Here is a 19,507-nt window from a genome sequence, read left to right as displayed (position 1 = left end):
TCAATCTTGTACCACCACAACTACGTGGCGGAGGAGAGGTACGACGGGGTGGACGTGCTCGTGACCCGCAAGGGCGCGATCCGGGCGGGGAGCGGAGACCTGGGCATCATCCCCGGTTCCATGGCCACGGGCACCTACATCGTGAAGGGGCTCGGGAACGCGGCGGCGTTCAACTCGGCCTCGCACGGCGCGGGACGCAAGATGAGCCGGACGAAGGCGAAGAAGACCTTCACCGTGAAGGACCTTCAGGAGCAGACGTTCGGCGTGGAGTGCCGCAAGGACGCGGGGATCGTGGACGAGATCCCGGGTGCCTACAAGGACCTGGAGTCGGTCATGGCTGCCCAGACCGACCTGGTGAAGGTGGTCGCGCACCTGCGCCAGCTCATCTGCGTCAAGGGGTGACGATCCCGGATCCTCTGACTAAGGTCAGAGAATGGACGGAAGACTCGTCGAGCGGGTGCGGCGCTTCAACCGCACCGTCACCCAGCGCGTGGGCGCCCTGGAGGACGCCTTCCTCACCAGGGGGCGTCCGCTCGGGCAGGCCAGGGTGCTGTGGGAGATCGGCGACGCGGGCAGTGAGGTACGCCAGCTGCGCGCCCGCCTCGACCTCGACTCCGGGTACCTGAGCCGGATCCTGCGCGCCCTGGAGGGCGACGGGCTGGTGGTCGTCGAGAGCGACGCGGGCGACGCGCGGGTGCGCCGGGCTCGGCTCACCGAGCGGGGGCGGGCCGAGCGGGCCGAACTCGACCGGCGCTCCGACGAGCAGGCCGAGTCGATCCTGCGGCCGCTCGACCACGGCCAGCGCGCGCGGCTCGCCGCCGCCATGACCGAGGTCGAACGGCTGCTGGTCGCCTCCATGGTCGAGGTGGCCGTGACCGACCCGCGTCACCCCGACGCCCGCCACAGCCTGGGCGAGTACTTCGCCGAGCTGGGCAGGCGCTTCCCCGAAGGGTTCGATCCGGCCCGGGGGATCGCCGCGGGGGAGCGGGAGCTCACGCTGCCCAAGGGGCTGATCCTGGTGGCCACGCTCCATGCCGATCCGGTCGGCTGCGGGGCGCTCAAGTTCCATGGCGACAGCGCCCACCTCAAGCGGATGTGGGTGTCGCCGGCGGTACGCGGGCTGGGGCTGGGACGGCGGCTGCTGGCCGAACTGGAGGCGCGCGCGGCCGAGCACGGCGCGAGCACGGTCCGGCTGGAGACGCACGCCGCCCTCGCCGAGGCCAAGCGGCTCTACCAGACGGCCGGCTACACCGAGGTGAGCCGCTTCAACGAGGAGCCTTATGCCCACCATTGGTTTGAGAAGACCCTGAACGCCGACGCGCGGGAGCACGTGCCGTAGGGTGTGCCACATGACCCCGATGCTCAACGACTCCTACGGGAGGGTGGCTACCGACCTTCGGGTGTCCCTGACGGACAAGTGCAACCTGCGCTGCACGTACTGCATGCCACCCGAAGGCCTCGACTGGCTGCCCAACGCCCAGTTGCTGACCGCCGACGAGATCGTCAGGCTCGTCACCATCGGGGTCGAACGCCTGGGCATCACCGAGGTCCGCTACACCGGCGGCGAGCCGCTGCTGCGCCGCGAACTGCCCGACATCGTCGCCCGCACCACCCGGCTGCGCCCGCGCCCGCAGGTCTCGCTGACCACCAACGGCATCGGACTGGCCCGCCTGGCCCCGGCCCTCGCCGAGGCGGGGCTCGACCGGGTGAACGTCTCGCTGGACACGCTGGAGCCCGAGACGTTCAAGCGCCTGGCGCACCGCGACCGCCTCGACGACGTGCTGGCCGGCCTGGCCGCCGCCAATGACGCCGGGCTGCGGCCGGTGAAGGTCAACGCCGTGCTCATGCGCGGGATCAACGACCACGAGGCGCCGGCGCTGCTGCGCCACTGCCTGGAGCGCGGCTACGAACTGCGCTTCATCGAGCAGATGCCGCTGGACGCCCAGCACGGCTGGACCCGCGACAACATGATCACCGCCGACGAGATCCTCGCGATGCTCGCGCCGACCTTCGACCTTACCCCCGACGACCGGGAGGAGCGGGGCAGCGCGCCCGCCGAGCGGTTCCTGGTCGACGGCGGGCCCGCGCGGGTGGGCGTGATCGGGTCGGTGACGCGGCCGTTCTGCGGCGCGTGCGACCGGGTACGGCTGACGGCCGACGGGCAGGTGCGCAACTGCCTGTTCGCGCGGGAGGAGTCGGACCTGAAGACGGCGATGCGCGCCGGCGCCTCCGACGACGACCTCGCCGCGCGCTGGATCTCCGCCGTCGCCGCCAAACGCCCGGGCCACGGGATCGACGACCCGAGCTTCCTCCAGCCCTCTCGCCCGATGTCGGCGATCGGCGGCTGATCTTCTCTCCGTCGTAACAGGCCATCCATCCGTTACGGCAAGCCGCCCCACCACCGCCCGCCGCCGCGGGCGCGCGGCCTCGGCCGGTGGCCGGCGGTCTGACGTGGCCGCGCGCCGTCACAGCGCACGCAGACCATAGGGGCAGGCCCTCCGGGTGACGAACCCGAGGCGCTATGGGCCGTGATCCCGTGGCGTTCTCGGCAGTGATCCCGTGGCGTTCTCGGGCAGTGATCCCGTGGCGCTCTGGGCCGTGATCCCGAGGCGTTCTCGGAGTGAACCCATGGCGCTCCGGGGCCGAGCCCGTGGCGTGGGGTGGTGATCTCGGCGGATACCGTGGCTGGGTGGCGTATGACGCGGTGATTCTGGCCGGAGGTGCCGCCCGGCGGCTGGGTGGCGTGGACAAGCCCGGCCTGAGCGTGGGCGGGCGATCGCTCCTGGAGATCGTCACGGCCGCCGTGCCCGATGCCGGGCGGGTGATCGTCGTGGGGCCGGAGCGTCCCGCCCCGCGGGCCCTGTACGTCCTTGAGGAGCCCCGGGGCGGCGGGCCGGTGCCCGCGTTGCGCGCCGGGCTGCAGGAGGTTCTGGCGCCCTGGGTGGCGCTCCTGGCGGGCGACATGCCCCTGCTGCGCCCCGCCCACGTCGCCGCCCTCAGAAGCGCGGCTTCCGGCGCCGCCGGGGCGGTTCTGGTGGATGACGGGGGGCGGGAGCAGTGGCTGGCCGGGGTGTGGCGGACCGGCGTGCTCCGGGACGCGCTGGGCGGCTATGACGGGCGGTCTCTGCGCGGGCTGCTGGGCCCGCTGGAGCCGGTGCGGGTGGCGTTGCCCGGCCGGCCCTGGTTCGACTGCGACACTATGGACGATCTGGAGGAGGCGCACATGAACGTGCTCAGCGAGTGGACGGCCCTGGTCTGCGAGGAACTCGGCATCGACCCGGCCAAGGTGGACCGGGACCTGATCCTGGATCTCACCAAGGAGGTGGCCCACGGCGTGGCCCGGCCGGCCGCCCCGCTCACCGCCTACCTGCTCGGACTGGCCCAGGGAGCGGGCACCGCGCCGGAGGACGCCGTGGCCCGGCTGACCGCGCTGGCCGGCGACTGGACCGAGGCGAACCGGGAGAAGTTGACCGGCGAGTGACACTCCTGCGAACTCCCCGTGTCAACCCGTGACCGAACCTGAAGATTTCCTGTGAATTTCGCGCACCGATGGGTGTAAACGATTTCGGGAAAGCAGACCTACCCGCTGAGCGGGGGCAATGAGGTCTTCTCAGAAAAGGGCGAAGCCGGGTGGTTACGGGGGCAAACCACCCGGCTTCGCTTCATCGGCGTTCCGACGGGGGCCCGGAACGCCGGCACCAGCACTCCGACGGGGGACCGGAGCGCTTGGCTAAAGCGTACACCTACAACCCGTGGGATGCGTCAAGACTTAGTCACGACCCGATCTCGCGTCGGTGCAGGGGTATCTCGCTTTGGTTAGCCTCCGGTGTGTGAAAGGTAGGAGGCGGGGAGTCCTTCGACCTCTCATTGGCCCCGATTACGGCTATGTACGGCAAAAAGACGGCGCCGGCGATGAAGAGCAGCCGGTAGGGCCAGGGGACGGGCACCACGACGGCCAGGATGAGGCAGAGCGTGCGAATGCCCATCTTGATGAGGTAGCTGATCTCGCGCTTGCGCACGTCGTCGGAGAGCGACGGCTGCGCGTCCGTCACCTGGTGGACCTGCTTGCGCGTACGCCACCCCCTCATGCCTCCCACGGTAGACCTCGGAGGTGAAGGACGCGACGGGGCGCCGGTGCCGGAGCGAGGGTCATGCGATCATGGCTTTCGAGTAAGAGGAGGCGAAGATGACGGATCGAACGTATCGGGTGACCGAGATAGTCGGGACTTCGGGGGAGAGTGTCGACGAGGCCATCCGCAACGGCATCAGGCGGGCCTCGCAGACCCTGCGCCACCTGGACTGGTTCGAGGTGACGGAGATCCGGGGGCACATCGATCAGGGCGAGGTCGCGCACTTCCAGGTCGGGATGAAGGTCGGCTTCCGCCTGGAAGACGGCTGATCGTCACGATTTCGCGGTAGTGGGTGACATTTCCGGCGGTGCATCGGAGACTTCGGAGCGAAGGGGGTCGCGATGCATCGCCGAACCGTGGCGCTGGTCTGCGCGCTGGGGACCGTTCTGGCAGGGGGCTGCGCCGTACGGGCCGGACAGGAGGAAGGCGCCGTGCGCAGGGACAGGCCCGTGAGCGGCGCCCCGGCGGCCGAGCCGCTGTTACGGCAGAGCGCCGACGAGATCGCCCGAACGGCCGCCAGCCTGCGGCAGGTGGACGACCTGCCGCTGTACGAGATGACCTACCGGGGCTCCTACGACCCGGAAGCCCCGCTCACCAACGCGGAACTGGCCAGGAAGGACTCCGGCTGGGCCTGCTCGCTGTTCCTGCGCGGCGGGGAGTTCGGCCGCAACTTCGACTGGGACCCCAACCCGGCGATGATGATCAGGTCCGACCCGCCCGACGCCTACGCCTCCCTGGCGATGGCCGACGTCTCCTACATCCTCGACCACGGCGGCGCGCCCGACCTGGCCGCCGACCGGCGCCGGCTCGCCCACGCGGTCCTGACGCCCTTCGACGGCGTGAACGAGAAGGGCCTGGCGGTGGGCCTGGCCTCCGTGCCCGCCGCCGACCTGCCCAAGCCCACGCCCGAACGGCCCGCGATCAGCAGCCTGCGGATCATCCGTCTCATGCTCGACCGCGCCGCGACCGTGGAGGAGGCGGTGGAGATCATGCGCGCGCGCACCGTCGACTTCACCGGCGGGCCGCAGGTCCACTACCTCATCGCCGACCGCTCCGGCGCCTCGGCGGTCGCCGAGTACGCGAACGACCGCCTCAACATCGTCCGCGACCGGATCCTCACCAACATCACGATGGCCGGCACGGACCGCGACACCCGCCTGGCCGACACCCGTTACCGCACCCTCGACCAGGGCCTCGGCACCAAGGCCGACGCCCTGGACCTGCTCAGGAGCGTCGCCCAGGGCCACACCCGCTGGTCGGTCGTCTACGACCTGGCCAAGGGGAGCGCACGCGTCGTCACCGCGAAACGGTGGCAACGCGTGCACACCTTCACCCTCACCTCACCGAGGCTCACCTCGCCGAAGCTCCCAACGCCAACGCCAACGCTCAGCTCGCCTGGCTGACCGTCGACATGTTGAAGTCCGGCACCCGCACCGGCGGCATGACCGCCCGCGTGAAGTAGTCGTTCCACTCGCGCGGCAGCGTCTGCTCGGCGGCGCCCGCCTCGCTGATGCGGCTCAGCAGGTCCACCGGGCTCTCGTTGAAGCGGAAGTTGTTCACCTCGCCGACGACCTCGCCGTTCTCGACCAGGTAGACGCCGTCGCGGGTCAGACCGGTGACCAGGAGCGTCTGCGGGTCCACCGTGCGGATGTACCACAGGCAGGTCAGCAGCAGGCCCCGCTCGGTCGAGGCGATCATCTCGGTCAGCGACCTGCCGCCGTCACCGCGCATGATCAGGTTGTCGATGTCGGGGGTGACGGCCAGGCCGCTCAGCTCCGCCGAGTAGCGGGTCTGGCGCAGGGCCGCGAGCGTGCCGCCGGAGACCCACTCGGTCGCCGCCAGCGGCAGCCCGTTGTCGAACACCGAGCTCTCGCGCCCCGCCGAGCGGGTCACGACGAACGGCGCGCAGCCGATGCCCTCCGCCGCCGGGTCACTGGCCAGCGTGAGCGGCAGCGGCGCGAGCCGTTCGCCCACGCGGGTGCCGCCGCCGCGCTTGGAGTAGACCGTCCGGCCGTCCAGCGCGTCCCTGGCGCCCGCCGACCAGTAGGCGTAGATCATGAGGTCGGCGACCGCGCTCGGGGGCAGCAGCGTCTCGTAGCGGCCCGCGGGCAGGTCGATGCGGTTCTTCGCCCACTCCAGCCGCATGGCCAGGGAGGCGTCGAGCGCGGCGACGTCCACGTCGGCGAAGTCGCGCGTGGCCACGCCCGTCCAGGCCGAGCGCTTGAGGTCGGCCGACTTGGCGTTGAGCTCCAGCCTGCCGGTCGGCTGGTCGTGGCGCAGCCGCAGGCCCGTGGAGGAGCCGAGGAAGGTCGAGGTCAGCGTGTGCTCGGCGAAGCCGTACAGCCTCCTGCCGCCCGCCTGCGCGGCCGAGAACGCCTCACCCAGCGCGGGCGCGAACTCGCCGAACACCGCGATGTCGGTCGGCACGACCGGATCGGCCCAGCCCGCGCTCGCCGGCACGCCCGACACCAGCGGGCGGGCGTCCTCGGCGGGCTGCGCCTCGCGCGCCGCGGCGTCGGCCGCGGCCACCACGCCGGCGAGCTGCTCCGGACGTACGGCCGCGCGCGAGACCACGCCCACGCCCCCGCCCGCGATCGAGATCACGGTCAGCTGGGCGGAGCGGGCCACGCCGTTCGTGGTCAGGGTGTTGCCCGCGAAGCGCAGGTTGGCCGTCGAGCCGTCGTCCACGACCACCATGCAGTCGTCGGCACGGGAGAGCTCCAGCGCCCGCTCAACCATCTCCTGGGGAGTCATCACTTGCCACCCTCCTGGACCGTGTTGAGGATGCGGACGCCGCGGAACAGCGCGGACGGGCAGCCGTGGCTGACCGGCGCGACCTGTCCTGGCTGGCCCTTGCCGCAGTTGAAGGCGCCGCCGAGCACGTAGGTCTGGGGGCCGCCGACGGCCTCCATCGAGCGCCAGAAGTCCGTCGTCGTCGCCTGGTAGGCGAAGTCCCGTACCTGACCGGCCAGGGCGCCGTTCTCGATCCGGTAGGCCCGCTGGCCGGTGAACTGGAAGTTGTAGCGCTGCATGTCGATCGACCAGCTCTTGTCGCCGACGATGTACAGGCCGCGCTCCACCCGCGAGATCAGCTCGTCGGTGGCCGGGCCGCCGGGAGCGGGCCGCAGCGAGACGTTGGCCATGCGCTGGATCGGCATGTGGCCGGGGGAGTCGGCGAAGCCGCAGCCGTTGGAGCGGCCGAAGCCCTTCATCAGCGCCATGCGCCGGTCGAGCTGGTAGCCGACCAGGATGCCGTCGCGCACGATGTCGAAACTCTGGCCCGCCACGCCCTCGTCGTCGTAGCCGATCGTGGCCAGGCCGTGCTCGACCGTGCGGTCGCCGGTGACATTCATGATCGGTGAGCCGTAGACGAGCTCGCCGAGCTGGTCGAAGGTGGCGAAGCTCGTTCCGGCGTACGCGGCCTCGTAACCGAGCGCGCGGTCGAGCTCGGTGGCGTGGCCGATCGACTCGTGGATCGTCAGCCACAGGTTCGACGGGTGGATGACCAGGTCGTGGTCGCCCGCCTCGACCGACGGCGCGGCCAGCTTCTCGGCCAGCAGCTCGGGAAGCTGGGCCAGCTCGCCCGCCCAGTCCCAGAACGTGCCCGTCAGGTACTCGTAGCCGCGCCCCACCGGCGGCGCGATCGTCGACATGTCGTCGAAGCCCTGCTCGGAGGCCTTCATGGCGTTGAGCGCCGGGTGCAGGCGCACCCGCTGCTGCGTGGTGGAGGTGCCGGAGCTGTCGGCGTAGAACTTCTGCTCCTTCACCTGCAGCAGCCGGGCCGAGACGTGGTCGGCGCCCTTGAGCAGCCCCGCCGACCACTCGGCCAGCAGCGCGACCTTGTCGGCCTGGGGCACGTCGAACGGGTCAACCTCGTACGGCGAGACCCAGGTGAGGCCGGAGTAGACCGGTTCGGGAGCCAGCTCGATCGGCTCCCTGTTGATGGGCGCGCTCACCTCGGCCACCCGCACCGCCTGCTCGGCCACCCTGGCCGCGGCCTCGGGGGTCAGATCGATGCCGGAGGCGAAGCCCCACGTGCCGCCCTTGACCACACGCACCGCGAAGCCGAGGTCGTCGGCGTCGACGGCGCCTTCGAGCCGCGTGTCGTAGAGGCTCAGGGACTCGCCCCTGACGCGTTCGAGGCGGAAGTCCGCGTGCTCGGCACCCAGGTCACGGGCACGTTGCAGGGCGGCGTCCGCGAGCTGCCCGAGTGGCAGCGCGAGGAAATCAGGGTCGATTTGACGCATGTCAACGATCCTAACCCCGTGATCTTGTACCCCCTGGACAAGCGCATACCAGCCGGTAGCAGATAGCGTCAGGTCCCATGGCACGCTCAGTACTCGTCACCGGCGGCAACCGGGGCATCGGCCTCGCGATCGCCCGCGAACTCGAAGCGGCGGGCGACGCCGTCGCCGTCACCTACCGATCGGGCGAGCCCCCACAGGGGTTGTTCGGCGTCCGCTGCGACGTGACCAGCACCGAGGACGTCGAGGCCGCCTTCGCCAAGGTCGAAGCCGAACAGGGCCCGGTGGAGGTGCTCGTCTCCAACGCGGGCATCACCAAGGACACCCTCCTGGCCATGATGAAGGAGGAGACCTTCACCGACGTCATCGACGCCAACCTGACCGGCGCCTACCGCGTCGCCAAGCGGGCCATCCGCCCGATGATGAAGCTCAAGCGCGGCCGCATCATCCTCATCTCCTCGGTCGTCGGCCTGTCCGGCCAGGCGGGCCAGGCCAACTACGCCGCGTCCAAGGCCGGGCTCGTCGGCTTCGGACGTTCCCTCGCCCGCGAGTACGGCTCGCGCGGCATCACCGTCAACGTCGTCGCCCCCGGCTTCGTCGAGACCGACATGACCGCCGAGCTCGACGGCGAGGCCATCGTCAAGAACATCCCCCTGGGCCGCCAGGCCGCGCCCCAGGAGATCGCGCGCGTCGTCCGCTTCCTGGCGAGCGACGACGCCTCCTACATCACCGGGGCCGTGATCCCCGTCGACGGCGGACTCGGAATGGGGCACTGACATGGGCATTCTCGAAGGCAAGCGCATTCTGGTGACGGGCGTGCTGACCGACGCCTCCATCGCCTTCTCCGTGGCCAAGATCGCTCAGGAGGAGGGCGCCCAGGTCGTGCTGACCGGCTTCGGCCGGCTCAGCCTCGTCGAGCGCATCGCCAAGCGGCTCCCGCAGCCCGCGCCCGTGCTGGAGCTCGACGTCCAGAGCACCGAGCACCTCGACACCCTGGCCTCCCGGGTCGGCGAGCACGTCGACGGCCTCGACGGCGTCGTCCACTCCATCGGCTTCGCCCCCCAGACCGCGCTCGGCGGCAACTTCCTCAACACCACGTGGGAGGACGTCGCCACCGCCCTGCACATCTCCACCTTCTCCTACAAGTCGCTGGCCGTGGCCTGCCTGCCCCTCATGAAGGAGGGCGGCTCGGTCGTCGGCCTCGACTTCGACGCCTCCAAGGCCTGGCCCGTCTATGACTGGATGGGCGTGGCCAAGGCCGGCCTGGAGTCCGCCAACCGCTACCTCGCCCGCGACCTCGGCAAGCAGGGCATCCGCGTGAACCTGGTCGCCGCCGGCCCGCTGCGCACGATGGCCGCCAAGTCGATCCCGGGCTTCAAGGAGTTCGAGGACAGCTGGCCGGAGAAGGCGCCGCTGGGCTGGGACCTGTCCGACACCGCCCCGGCGGCCCGCGCCTGCGTCGCCCTGATGTCCGACTGGTTCCCCGCCACCACCGGCGAAATCCTCCACGTGGACGGCGGCGTCCACGCGATCGGCGCGTAACCCGGCCCCCGCCACCCCGGGGGCCCTCCTCTCTCCGCATGGGCGTGATCGCTCCCGGGCGTCGGCCAACGGGGTGGCGGGCCCTTCCGGGATTGGGTGGCACTTGACCGGCCAGGAAGGCGTTGTAACGGCGGGGACCACGTGGGCCCTCACGACCAGCGCTCGACGGGCGGTCACCCACGGCGGTGGGGCGGGTGGGGCGGCTTGCCGTAACGGCAGACCCACCCGAACCCGAACCCGCAGACCCACCCGAACCCCAACCCGCAGACCCACCCGAACCCCAACCCGCAGAACCACCTGAGCCCGAACCCGCAGAACCGCAAAGACCGGACGCGCGAAGAGCCGAGCGGGTTAGGCGAGGCGATGGCGGCCGGGGGTGGGGGTGGGTTCGAAGGGGATGGAGTGCTCGTCGCGGCGTTTGCGCTGGTGTGCGACGCGGGTGGCGAGGATGGCGGAGGCGAGCAGGACGGCGGTCAGGGCGGTGCCCAGCGCGTCGGAGGCCGGGGTGCTCGGGCGGACCACCTGGCGGCGGTCCTGGAGCGGGACCGTGAGCTCGTCGGCGTACGGGTTGGGCCACAGCAGGTCGATGCGTGGCTCTTCGGGGTTGGCGGTTCTGCGCTCGTCCACCGGTTCGGCGGTGTCCATCAGGTAGGGCTCGCTCTGCGGCGGGGTCGGGGCCTGCGTGGGCAGGACCTGGGTCTCGTCGCGGCGGTGGGTGGGGCGGGTGGACGGGACCGGGCGGGGTTCGCGCGTGGTCTGGGTGGGCGTGGGGGTCAGGGTGTCGAGCACGCTCTGGTCGTCGCAGGCCAGCACGGGCAGGCAGACGTCGCCCAGCAGTTCGGGGGTCTTGGCCGTGGCCGGGCGGCTGCTCGACGGCGTCGGGGCGGGCTTGCCGGTCGGCACCGCCTTGCCCACGGTGCCGAGGACCTCGTCCGTGGTCTCGTCCAGGCCGTTGGTCACCGGCTCGGCGGCCTTGCCCGTTAATCCGTCCACGGTGCTGGTGACGGCGTTGACCACGTCGCACAGGCTGTTGGTCACGCCGGAGAGCAGTCCGCCGCCCTTGGCGCAGTCCTGGACGGCCGCGACGGCCGGCGCCGCTCCCGGGATGGCGGCCAACGCCACGGCGAGTACACCCGTCGTGATTGCGGCCCTGCTCCCCATGCGCCCTCCTACTTCGCCTCGGAGGAAATCTTTATGGACATCACCGCCGAGAGGCAGGTGTTTCTCGGCGAAAGTTGCGATTTGGTATCGACTAGTGATACGCGAGTGGCGCTCTCATTCCTTGCTCAGTCGAGCGATGACACGTCGTCGAGCGCCTCCCTGATCTCCCGCGGCAGGACCACGTCCTCGGCCGGCAGGACGGCGTTGAGCTGGGTAGTCGTGCGCGCGCCGACGATCGCCGAGGCCACGCCCGGCTGGTCGCGCACCCATGACAGCGCGACGGCCAGCGGCGAGACGCCCAGGCCGTCGGCGGCGGTCATGACCGACTCCACCACACTGCGCGAACGCTCGTCGAGGTAGGGCCGGACGAAGTCGGAGAAGTGCGGGGTGGCGGCGCGCGAGTCGGACGGGATGCCGGTGCGGTACTTGCCGGTCAGCACGCCCCTGCCCAGCGGCGACCAGGCCAGTACGCCGGCGCCCACGTGCTCGGCGGCGGGCAGCAGTTCCCGCTCGGGTTCGCGGGCCAGCAGGGAGTACTCGGCCTGGGCCGAGGTGATCGGGACGCGGCCGGGGACCGCGCGCTGGGCGACCGCGGCGGCGGCCAGCTGCCAGCCGGAGTAGTCGCAGACGCCGGCGTAGACGGCGCGGCCGGAGGTGACGATGGCGTCGAGCGCGGCGAGCGTCTCCTCCAGCGGCACCTCCGGGTCGAAGGTGTGGAGCTGCCACAGGTCGACGTAGTCGAGCCCGAGGCGGTTGAGCGAGGCGTCGCAGGCGGCGATCAGGTGGCGGCGCGAGGCGTCGCGGGGCCTGCGGCCGGTCGGGGTGACCACGGCCTTGGTGGAGATGACCAGTTCCGAGCGCGGCACCGCGTCGCGCAGCATCCGGCCGAGCAGGCGTTCGGCGTCGCCGCCGGTGTAGACGTCGGCGGTGTCGACGAGGTTGCCCCCGGCCTCCAGGAAGGTGCGCAGCTGCACCGCCGCGTCGTCGGCGTCGGTGTCGCGTCCCCAGGTCATCGTGCCGAGTCCGAGCCGGGATACCGACAGGCCGCTGCGGCCGACATAACGCTGCTCCATGATCCCGCCAGGGTACCGCCCAGCCGCGTCCAACACGGGGATCGACGCCTGCGACACTTGCCAGGTGACCACGCTTCTCCTGGCCCGTCACGGGCTGACCGATTTGACCGGTCCGGTGCTGGCAGGGCGCACTCCGGGCGTGCATCTGAGCGAGGCGGGGCGGGCTCAGGCCGCGGCCCTGGCGGGGCGGATCTCCCAGGTGCGCCTGGACGCGATCGTCTCCAGCCCGCTGGAGCGCTGCCAGGAGACCGCCGCCGCGGTCGCGGAAGGGCGCGGGCTGGCCGTACGGACCGACGAGCGGTTCATCGAGTGCGGCTACGGCGAGTGGACCGGGCGCGAGCTCAAGGAGCTCGCCGAGGAGCCGCTGTGGAAGGTCGTGCAGGCGCATCCGAGCGCGGTGGTCTTCCCGGGCGGCGAGGCCATGGCCGAGGTGCAGCGGCGGGCGGTGGCCGCGGTGCGCGAGTGGAACGAGCGGCTCGGGGGGAAGGGTGTCTACCTCGTCTGCAGCCACGGCGACGTGATCAAGGCGATCGTGGCCGATGCTCTGGGGCTCCATCTCGATCAGTTTCAGCGCATTACGTCGGATCCGGCGGCGCTCACCGTGATTCGCTATACACCCTTGCGTCCCTTTGTGAGCAGAGTTAACGATATGGGGGAATTGCGGCTTCCCGAGGATTCGGAGGAGAAAGACGGGGGAGAAAAACTCACCGGGAGCGATGCCGCCGTCGGCGGCGGATCCGGGACCACGTAAGGTCAGGCTATGCCGGTCTTCGACTACGACCCACCCGAGCGGTTCGTGGCCGGTGCCTTGGGGCAGCCGGGGGCGCGAGCCTTCTTCCTTCAGGCCCGTGCCGAAGGCCGGCTGACCACGGTCGCGCTGGAGAAGCTCCAGGTGGCGGCGCTCGCGGGCAGGCTCGACGAGCTGCTCGACGAAGTGCTGCGGCGCAGTGGAGGCACCGCCCAGATTCCCGCCCTGGCTCCCAGCGACCTGACCGACGACGGCCCGCTCGACACCCCTCTCGACGAGGACTTCAAGGTGGGCACGATGGCCCTGGCCTGGGATCCCGACACCTCCCAGGTGGTCATCGAGGCCCAGGAGATCGTCGACGAGGAGGACGAGGCGGCTCCGGAGCCCGCCATGCTGAGGGTGCGGATGAGCGCGGGGGCAGCCCGCGCCTTCACCGCGCGGGCCCTGCAGATCGTCGCCGCCGGGCGGCCGCCGTGCCCGCTGTGCGGCCAGCCGCTCGACGCCGAAGGACATGTGTGCGTGCGCCTGAACGGATACCGCGGGGGTGAGGCAGCGTCGTGAGCAGTGCCCAGGAGAGCGAGCCGGTAGTCAGAAACGCCCAGCCCTCGGCCGTGCAGGACGAGGGGGCGCTGAGGCTGCTGCGCGATGGCCGCCTGGAGGTGGCCGGACGCCTGGTCGAGGCCACCAACATGACGCTGTACTGCTCGCTGACCCTGGGCGGGCGCACGGCGGCCTGTGTCTACAAACCGGTGCGCGGGGAGCGCCCCCTGTGGGACTTCCCTGACGGCACGCTCGCCGCCCGTGAGGTCGCGGCCTTCGAGGTCTCGCAGGCCACCGGCTGGGGCATCGTGCCGCCGACCGTCTACCGGGACGGGCCGTTCGGACCCGGCATGTGCCAGTTGTGGATCGACACCGAGCACGAGATCGACCTCATGCGCCTGGTGCGCAGCCGCCATCCCGGGCTGCGCAGGATGGCCGTGTTCGACGCGGTGGTCAACAACGCCGACCGCAAGGGCGGCCACCTGCTGCCGCTGCCCGACGGGCACGTCTACGGCGTCGACCACGGCGTCTGCTTCGCCGCCGAGGACAAGCTGCGCACCGTGCTGTGGCAGTGGCGGGGCAAGCCGCTGGCCCGTGACGCGGTGGCGGTCCTGGCCAAGCTCGAACGCGACATCGAGTCGGGCTCGCTCGGGCGCCGCCTGCGCCAGCTGCTGACGCTGGCCGAGGTGGAGGCCACCTGGAACCGCGTACGCCGCCTGCTGGACACCGGCGTCCACCCCTATCCGTCGGAGGACTGGCCCGCCATACCCTGGCCCCCCATCTGATCCAGTACTAGAGCGTTTACTACGCTGTGCCCCATGTGCACGGTGATCGTGAGAACCGGCGACCCCCTGACCCTGATGGGCGTGCGTGACGAGTTCGCCGACCGGCCCTGGGAGGGGCCCGGCGAGCACTGGCCCGACCATCCCGGCGTCGCCGGCGGCCGTGACCTCAAGGCGGGCGGCACCTGGCTCGCCGTCGCCCCCGCCACCCGCCGCGCCGCCGCCCTGCTCAACGGCCGCGGCGCCCATGCCCCCGACAAGATCCGCGTCTCCCGCGGCGACCTCCCGCTCAGGGCCCTGGCCGAAGGCGGCCTGCCCGCGGGCGACCTGTCCGTCTACGACCCCTTCCACCTGGTGCTCGCGGATCCGTCCGGCGCGCGCCTGTGGAGCTGGGACGGTGTACGGCAGGCCGCCACCACCCTGCCCGAAGGCGTCAGCGTCATCGTCAACAGCGGCATGGACCCCGACGACCCCCGGGTCATCGCCCAGCGACCCCGCTTCGCCGCCACCGACGACTGGTGGTCCCTCACCGGCGACCCGCACTCAGCCGAGCCGGGCGCGCTGATCCTGCGCCACGTCCTGCCGGACGGACGGGTCTTCGCCTCGCTCTCGGTGACCATGGTCACGCTCTCCGCCGACGCGGTGACCACCGAGTTCGGCGACCTCACCGGCCGGATAGGCTCACAGGCATGAGATCGTGGTCTGCCCCGAACATTCCTGAACTGCCCGGTGAGAGCGTCCCGCTGCGGCTTTACGACACCGCCGCGAGGCAGGTCAGGCAGACCGATCCGGGCCCCGTGGCCCGCATGTACGTGTGCGGCATCACGCCCTACGACGCCACCCACCTGGGCCACGCCAACACCTATCTCGCCTTCGACCTGGTCGGCCGCGTGTGGCGGGACGCCGGGCACGAGGTCCACTACACGCAGAACGCCACCGACGTGGACGATCCGCTCCTGGAGCGGGCCGAGCAGACCGGCATCGCCTGGCAGGACCTGGCCGAGCGCGAGATCGAGCTGTTCCGCACCGACATGGAGGCCCTGCGCATCGTGCCGCCGCGCGAGTACGTGGGCGTGACCGAGGTCGTGGGCGAGGTGGCCGAGCTGATCGGGCGGCTTGGGCCGTACACCTACGAACTCGACGGCGACATCTACTTCAGCCGGGCCGCCGCGCCGAAGTTCGGCGAGGTGTCCGGCTACTCCGAGCAGGAGATGCTGACGCTGTTCGCCGAGCGCGGCGGCGACCCCGACCGGCCGGGCAAGCGCGACCCGCTCGACTGGCTGCTATGGCGCGCGGAGCGGCCGGGCGAGCCCGCCTGGGACACCACGCTGGGGCGCGGCCGTCCCGGCTGGCACATCGAGTGCACCGCGATCTCCCTGGCCAGCCTGGGTCCCGGCTACGACGTGGCGGGCGGCGGCTCCGACCTGATCTTCCCGCACCACGAGTGCGGCGCCTCGGAAGGCCACGCCGCCACCGGCGAGTGGCCCTTCGCCCGCTTCTACACCCACGCCGGAATGGTCGGCCTCGACGGCGAGAAGATGTCGAAGTCGAAGGGCAATCTGGTCTTCGTCTCCCGGCTGCGCGCCGAGCACGACCCGATGGCGATCCGCCTGGTCCTGCTGGCCCACCACTACCGCTCGGACTGGGAGTACACCCCCGGCCAGCTGGCGGCCGCGCAGGCCCGCCTGTCCCGCTGGCGCGAGGCGGCCGCGCTGCCCTCGGGCCCGCGCGCCGACGACCTGCTGGCGGAGGTACGCGCCCGCCTGTCCGACGACCTGGACGCCCCGGGCGCCCTGGCCGCCGTGGACACCTGGGCCGCCCAGGCCCTGGCCGACGGTCCCGGCCCTGACCCCACGGCCCCCGCCCTGGTCCGTGCGCTCACCGACGCGCTCCTGGGCGTACGCCTTTAAATCCCGCGAAAGTAAGCCGCCTTTGGCGGTGACGCTTATGTCGAATGGAATTCCATTCAAAGAACATGAGCACCCTTGGATTAAATCGCGAACCGCAGGCAGGCCTCTGACCTGCGAGTTCGCCCAAGAGACCGCATTCTTGTCCAGGAAAGCACGAAACCTGGTACCTTCTGCCCGGTCATAACTCTCACCGCTCGATCCGCTCCCCGCGGGTTGGTCGAGCTGACCCCGCGATCAACTCCAGGAACGTCTGGGGTCCGAAGGGTGGGAGCTATGAGGGCCAAGGTCGAGGAGTCCGACCCGCAGTACGCGCTGCTGGCGGTGATCCAAGTGCTGATCGGTCTGCTCGATCTGCTTCAGAGGAGTAGGGGGCTCAGCTAGCTGCGCGCTAGCTGAACCCCCGAGTGATGCGAGTTCCCCGGCTGCTGGAGTGACACCAAGGGGCCGGGGGCTCTCATATGCGGGGCAGAAGCTACCACAGCTACCGCGGCATTGTTACCGCAATCAAGGCGCCACTTTCACGCCATGCGGGTGCCGGTCCCGGAACGCCCTCCGGCCTGGGACGCTCGCCTCGTGGTTCGCGCCGGAGCGTGGTAACTCGTGCTTGACGCCGAGGACGGATGCGATCCGGCCGACCGGGACGTCGTTTGGGGCGTGGCCCGGCGGGTAGCTGGGCGGCGTTCTGACGGAGGTGCGAAAGTGTTCGATCATCATCGTCCCGCGGCCGTCCTGTTCGACCGCGACGGGACGCTGATCAGGGATGTTCCCCACAACGGCGACCCGGGGCGCGTGGTGGCCATGCCCGGCGCGGGCGCGGCGCTCAGCCGGTTGCGCCGCGCCGACGTGCCGGTCGGGGTGGTCGTCAACCAGTCGGACGTGGCCCGCGGCCTGCTCTCGCCGGACGACATGGACCAGGTCAACTCGAAGGTGGAGGCGCTGCTGGGGCCGTTCGACGCGTGGGCGATCTGCGTGCACGCCGACGGCGACGGCTGTACCTGCCGCAAGCCCGCCCCCGGCCTGGTGATCAGAGCGGCGGCCATCCTGGACGTCAGCCCGCGCGACTGCATGGTCGTGGGCGACCTCGGCAAGGACATGCAGACCGCGCGTGCCGCCGGGGCGCGCGGCATCCTGGTGCCGACCCCGCTGACCAGGCCCGAGGAGATCGACGCCGCCGACGAGGTGGCCGCGGACCTGAACGACGTGGCCGACCGCGTCCTCAGCGAGCCCGTGCTCGCGGGCGCGGGACTGCGCGGCGCCGGCCTGGCCGACTGGGCGCGCGCCGTGGGCTGGAACCGCTGGTGAGGACCCTCAAGGCCGGCTGAAGGACCTAAGGGGCGACGGTGGCCAGGAAGCGCGCGCGTTCGTCGGCCGGGAGGTGGTCGCTGAACAGCACCCCGTCCAGGTGGTCGCACTCGTGCTGCAGCACCCTGGCCAGCACCCCCAGCGCCCGCACGGTGACCGCCTTGCCGAACATGTCCCGCCCGCGCGCCACCACCATGTAGGAACGCTCCAGCGGCCACCAGGCGCTCGGCGCCGACAGGCAGGCCTCGTCCGCGGTCACCTTCCGCTCCGACAGCTCCAGCCGGGGATTGACGAGATGCCCGGCCTTGCCGTCGTAGTCGTAGACGAGCACCCGCGCCGGGACCCCGATCTGCGGCGCCGCCAGCCCGGCGCGGCCCGCTCCCGACCGCATCGTGATGGTCAGGGACTTCACCAGTCCCCGGAGCTCCCGGTCGAACTCCCTGACCGGCTCCGCCACCGAACGCAGCACCGGATCGCCGAACAGCCGGATCGCCTGGACCCTCACACGCAACTCCCCGAGATCTCGCGCGATGTCAGGGAACAGTTTCCCAGCAATGATCGCCGCCAACCTGGAGCCGGGCGTTACATCCGTGTTGCCGGGGTTGCGGCGGTGAGTCCGCCGTAACCGCCGCACCGTCACAGACCGTCAGCGTGCGTAACGAGCGCTGCCTACGGTCACGGCCATGACCCGATGGATCGCCGAATGGCACCCCGACGACCCCGCCTTCTGGGAGCGCACCGGCAAGAAGGTCGCCCGGCGCAACCTCGTCTTCTCCATCCTGGCCGAGCACCTCGGCTTCACCGTCTGGACGCTGTGGAGCGTGGTGGCGGCCAAGACGGGCCGCCTCGACCTGTCCACCGACGAGCTGTTCTGGCTGGTGGCGCTGCCGAACCTGGTCGGCTCGGCGTTGCGCCTGCCGTACACCTTCGGGCCCGCCAAGTTCGGCGGGCGGACGTTCACGGTGGTCAGCGCGCTGCTGCTGCTCATCCCCGCGATCGCGCTCGGGTTCGCGGTGAGCGATCCGGCCACGCCGTACTGGGTGCTGCTGGTGATCGCGGCCACCGCCGGTCTCGGCGGCGGGAACTTCGCCTCCAGCATGGCCAACATCACCTACTTCTATCCGCAGAGTAAGCAGGGCTCGGCGCTCGGGCTCAACGCGGCGGGCGGCAACATCGGGGTCAGCTCGGTGCAGCTCGTGGTGCCGCTGGTGATCGGCGCGCTGGGGCTGGCGGCGGCGGGCTGGTTCTGGGTGCCGTTCATCGTGGTGTCGGCGGTCTGCGCCTGGTTCTTCATGGACAACCTGGCCACCGCCAAGGCCGAGCCGCGCGAGCAGCTCGCCGTCGCCCGCAGCGCCCAGACGTGGATCATGTCGTTCCTCTACATCGGCTCGTTCGGCTCGTTCATCGGCTACTCCACCGCCTTCCCGCTGCTGGCCAAGAGCCTGTTCCCGGCGGCGCCATGGACGGCGGTGGCCTTCGCCGGACCGCTGGCCGGCTCACTGATCCGGCCCGTGGGCGGGTGGCTGGCCGACCGGCTGGGCGGCGCGCGGGTGACGTTCTGGACGTTCGCCGCGATGGGCGCGGGCGTGCTGCTCACGTGGGCGGCCGCGGCGGGTGGCGGGTTCTGGGCGTTCTTCCTGGCCTTCCAGCTGTTGTTCGTGACCTCGGGCATCGGCAACGGCTCGACGTACCGCATGATCCCGGCCATCTTCCGGGCGAAGGCGCGCGCCGAGCGCGGCGCGGGCGAGCAGGCCCTCGTGTACGGCAAGCGCCAGGCCTCGGCCGCGATCGGCATCATCTCCGCGGTCGGGGCCTTCGGCGGATTCCTCATCAACCGGGGCTTCGGCATGTCGTTCGCCCAGACCGGCAGCCCCGCGGCGGCCTTCCTGGCCTTCGCCCTCTTCTACGCCGCCTGTACCGCGCTGACCTGGTGGTGCTACCTGCGCACGCTCGGCGCGGCCCGCCTGCCCAGCCTCGCCCACGCCCGCGTATAGAGCTCACACGCGCGGTGAGCCGCTGTTAGCACAGAGGTAACAGAAGGGACCCAGGGGTGAAACCACCCGTAAGCACGATCG

General features: G+C 71.1%; 20 protein-coding genes and 1 pseudogene. 15 read left to right on the top strand and 6 right to left on the bottom strand.

The genetic code is table 11. From position 1 onward, the window contains the following. Window positions 1–12 precede the first annotated feature (12 nt). The 4 genes and pseudogenes from ACIBKY_RS48260 to ACIBKY_RS48245 all read left to right on the top strand — a co-directional run. Window positions 13–402, top strand: a pseudogene (locus ACIBKY_RS48260) (RtcB family protein); the annotation flags it as partial. 31 nt (window positions 403–433) lie between these two features. Further along, a complete protein-coding gene (locus ACIBKY_RS48255; protein ID WP_397108228.1) occupies window positions 434–1,339 on the top strand; it encodes a GNAT family N-acetyltransferase in 906 nt (301 codons plus the stop codon). A 19-nt stretch (window positions 1,340–1,358) separates the two neighbouring features. After that, entirely contained in the window at window positions 1,359–2,348 is a 990-nt protein-coding gene (gene moaA / locus ACIBKY_RS48250; RefSeq protein ID WP_397108247.1) for a GTP 3',8-cyclase MoaA, read from the top strand. 341 nt (window positions 2,349–2,689) lie between these two features. After that, window positions 2,690–3,481 carry an NTP transferase domain-containing protein gene (locus ACIBKY_RS48245; protein ID WP_397108226.1) on the top strand — a complete coding sequence of 264 codons (792 nt, stop codon included), beginning with the start codon at window positions 2,690–2,692 and terminating at the stop codon, window positions 3,479–3,481. 292 nt (window positions 3,482–3,773) lie between these two features. Here ACIBKY_RS48245 and ACIBKY_RS48240 read toward each other — a convergent pair whose 3' ends face one another. Then, on the bottom strand, window positions 3,774–4,088 hold the full coding sequence (locus ACIBKY_RS48240; protein WP_379617768.1) for a DUF3099 domain-containing protein: 315 nt from the start codon (window positions 4,086–4,088) through the stop codon (window positions 3,774–3,776). A gap of 98 nt (window positions 4,089–4,186) precedes the next feature. On the opposite strand from ACIBKY_RS48240, the gene ACIBKY_RS48235 reads away from it, so the two are divergent. Together ACIBKY_RS48235 and ACIBKY_RS48230 are read left to right on the top strand one after the other, a co-directional pair. After that, the gene (locus ACIBKY_RS48235; RefSeq protein WP_397108224.1) at window positions 4,187–4,399 is read left to right on the top strand and encodes a dodecin; all 213 of its coding nucleotides are present in this window, start codon (window positions 4,187–4,189) and stop codon (window positions 4,397–4,399) included. Between the two features lie 72 nt (window positions 4,400–4,471). Beyond that, window positions 4,472–5,533, top strand: coding sequence for a linear amide C-N hydrolase (locus ACIBKY_RS48230; protein WP_397108222.1), 1,062 nt, complete (start codon window positions 4,472–4,474; stop codon window positions 5,531–5,533). Here the strand turns inward: ACIBKY_RS48230 and ACIBKY_RS48225 are convergent. Both ACIBKY_RS48225 and ACIBKY_RS48220 read right to left on the bottom strand, forming a co-directional pair. Continuing rightward, a complete protein-coding gene (locus tag ACIBKY_RS48225) occupies window positions 5,517–6,884 on the bottom strand; it encodes a metallopeptidase TldD-related protein (RefSeq protein WP_397108220.1) in 1,368 nt (455 codons plus the stop codon). The genes ACIBKY_RS48230 and ACIBKY_RS48225 overlap by 17 nt on opposite strands. Beyond that, the gene (locus tag ACIBKY_RS48220; RefSeq protein WP_397108218.1) at window positions 6,884–8,377 is read right to left on the bottom strand and encodes a TldD/PmbA family protein; all 1,494 of its coding nucleotides are present in this window, start codon (window positions 8,375–8,377) and stop codon (window positions 6,884–6,886) included. The genes ACIBKY_RS48225 and ACIBKY_RS48220 overlap by 1 nt, the downstream gene beginning before the upstream one ends. A gap of 77 nt (window positions 8,378–8,454) precedes the next feature. Here ACIBKY_RS48220 and ACIBKY_RS48215 point away from each other — a divergent pair, with 77 nt between their 5' ends. Both ACIBKY_RS48215 and fabI read left to right on the top strand, forming a co-directional pair. After that, complete coding sequence (locus ACIBKY_RS48215; RefSeq protein WP_379617778.1) at window positions 8,455–9,150, top strand: beta-ketoacyl-ACP reductase; 696 nt, start codon at window positions 8,455–8,457, stop codon at window positions 9,148–9,150. Between the two features lies 1 nt (window position 9,151). After that, window positions 9,152–9,916, top strand: a complete 765-nt coding sequence (fabI, locus tag ACIBKY_RS48210) for an enoyl-ACP reductase FabI (protein WP_397108216.1) — start codon at window positions 9,152–9,154, stop codon at window positions 9,914–9,916. Window positions 9,917–10,267: 351 nt separating this feature from the next. Here fabI and ACIBKY_RS48205 read toward each other — a convergent pair whose 3' ends face one another. Next, window positions 10,268–11,077: a hypothetical protein gene (locus ACIBKY_RS48205; RefSeq protein WP_397108214.1), complete on the bottom strand. Its 810-nt coding sequence runs from the start codon at window positions 11,075–11,077 to the stop codon at window positions 10,268–10,270. Between the two features lie 125 nt (window positions 11,078–11,202). Beyond that, window positions 11,203–12,150, bottom strand: a complete 948-nt coding sequence (locus ACIBKY_RS48200; RefSeq protein ID WP_397108212.1) for an aldo/keto reductase — start codon at window positions 12,148–12,150, stop codon at window positions 11,203–11,205. Window positions 12,151–12,214: 64 nt separating this feature from the next. Here ACIBKY_RS48200 and ACIBKY_RS48195 point away from each other — a divergent pair, with 64 nt between their 5' ends. From ACIBKY_RS48195 to ACIBKY_RS48170, 6 genes are all read left to right on the top strand, one after another. Next, window positions 12,215–12,901, top strand: a complete 687-nt coding sequence (locus tag ACIBKY_RS48195) for an MSMEG_4193 family putative phosphomutase (RefSeq protein WP_397108210.1) — start codon at window positions 12,215–12,217, stop codon at window positions 12,899–12,901. A 9-nt stretch (window positions 12,902–12,910) separates the two neighbouring features. Beyond that, complete coding sequence (locus tag ACIBKY_RS48190) at window positions 12,911–13,459, top strand: DUF3090 domain-containing protein (protein ID WP_379622243.1); 549 nt, start codon at window positions 12,911–12,913, stop codon at window positions 13,457–13,459. Beyond that, window positions 13,456–14,223, top strand: coding sequence for an SCO1664 family protein (locus ACIBKY_RS48185; RefSeq protein ID WP_397108208.1), 768 nt, complete (start codon window positions 13,456–13,458; stop codon window positions 14,221–14,223). The genes ACIBKY_RS48190 and ACIBKY_RS48185 overlap by 4 nt, the downstream gene beginning before the upstream one ends. Window positions 14,224–14,256: 33 nt before the next feature. Then, a complete protein-coding gene (locus ACIBKY_RS48180; protein WP_397108206.1) occupies window positions 14,257–14,913 on the top strand; it encodes an NRDE family protein in 657 nt (218 codons plus the stop codon). After that, window positions 14,910–16,130, top strand: coding sequence for a cysteine--1-D-myo-inosityl 2-amino-2-deoxy-alpha-D-glucopyranoside ligase (gene mshC / locus ACIBKY_RS48175; protein ID WP_397108204.1), 1,221 nt, complete (start codon window positions 14,910–14,912; stop codon window positions 16,128–16,130). Before ACIBKY_RS48180 ends, mshC begins: the two co-directional genes overlap by 4 nt. Window positions 16,131–16,829: 699 nt before the next feature. Then, entirely contained in the window at window positions 16,830–17,432 is a 603-nt protein-coding gene (locus ACIBKY_RS48170; protein ID WP_397108202.1) for a D-glycero-alpha-D-manno-heptose-1,7-bisphosphate 7-phosphatase, read from the top strand. A 25-nt stretch (window positions 17,433–17,457) separates the two neighbouring features. Here ACIBKY_RS48170 and ACIBKY_RS48165 read toward each other — a convergent pair whose 3' ends face one another. Continuing rightward, entirely contained in the window at window positions 17,458–17,937 is a 480-nt protein-coding gene (locus tag ACIBKY_RS48165) for a peptide deformylase (RefSeq protein ID WP_397108200.1), read from the bottom strand. Window positions 17,938–18,115: 178 nt separating this feature from the next. On the opposite strand from ACIBKY_RS48165, the gene ACIBKY_RS48160 reads away from it, so the two are divergent. After that, window positions 18,116–19,426, top strand: a complete 1,311-nt coding sequence (locus ACIBKY_RS48160) for an MFS transporter (RefSeq protein ID WP_397108198.1) — start codon at window positions 18,116–18,118, stop codon at window positions 19,424–19,426. Window positions 19,427–19,507: the final 81 nt, after the last annotated feature.

It is taken from the genome of Nonomuraea sp. NPDC050394, from assembly GCF_044459065.1.
GTDB lineage: Bacteria > Actinomycetota > Actinomycetes > Streptosporangiales > Streptosporangiaceae > Nonomuraea.
The sequence above is the reverse complement of the archived record's forward strand: the minus strand, read 5'-3'. Positions and strand labels throughout refer to the sequence as shown.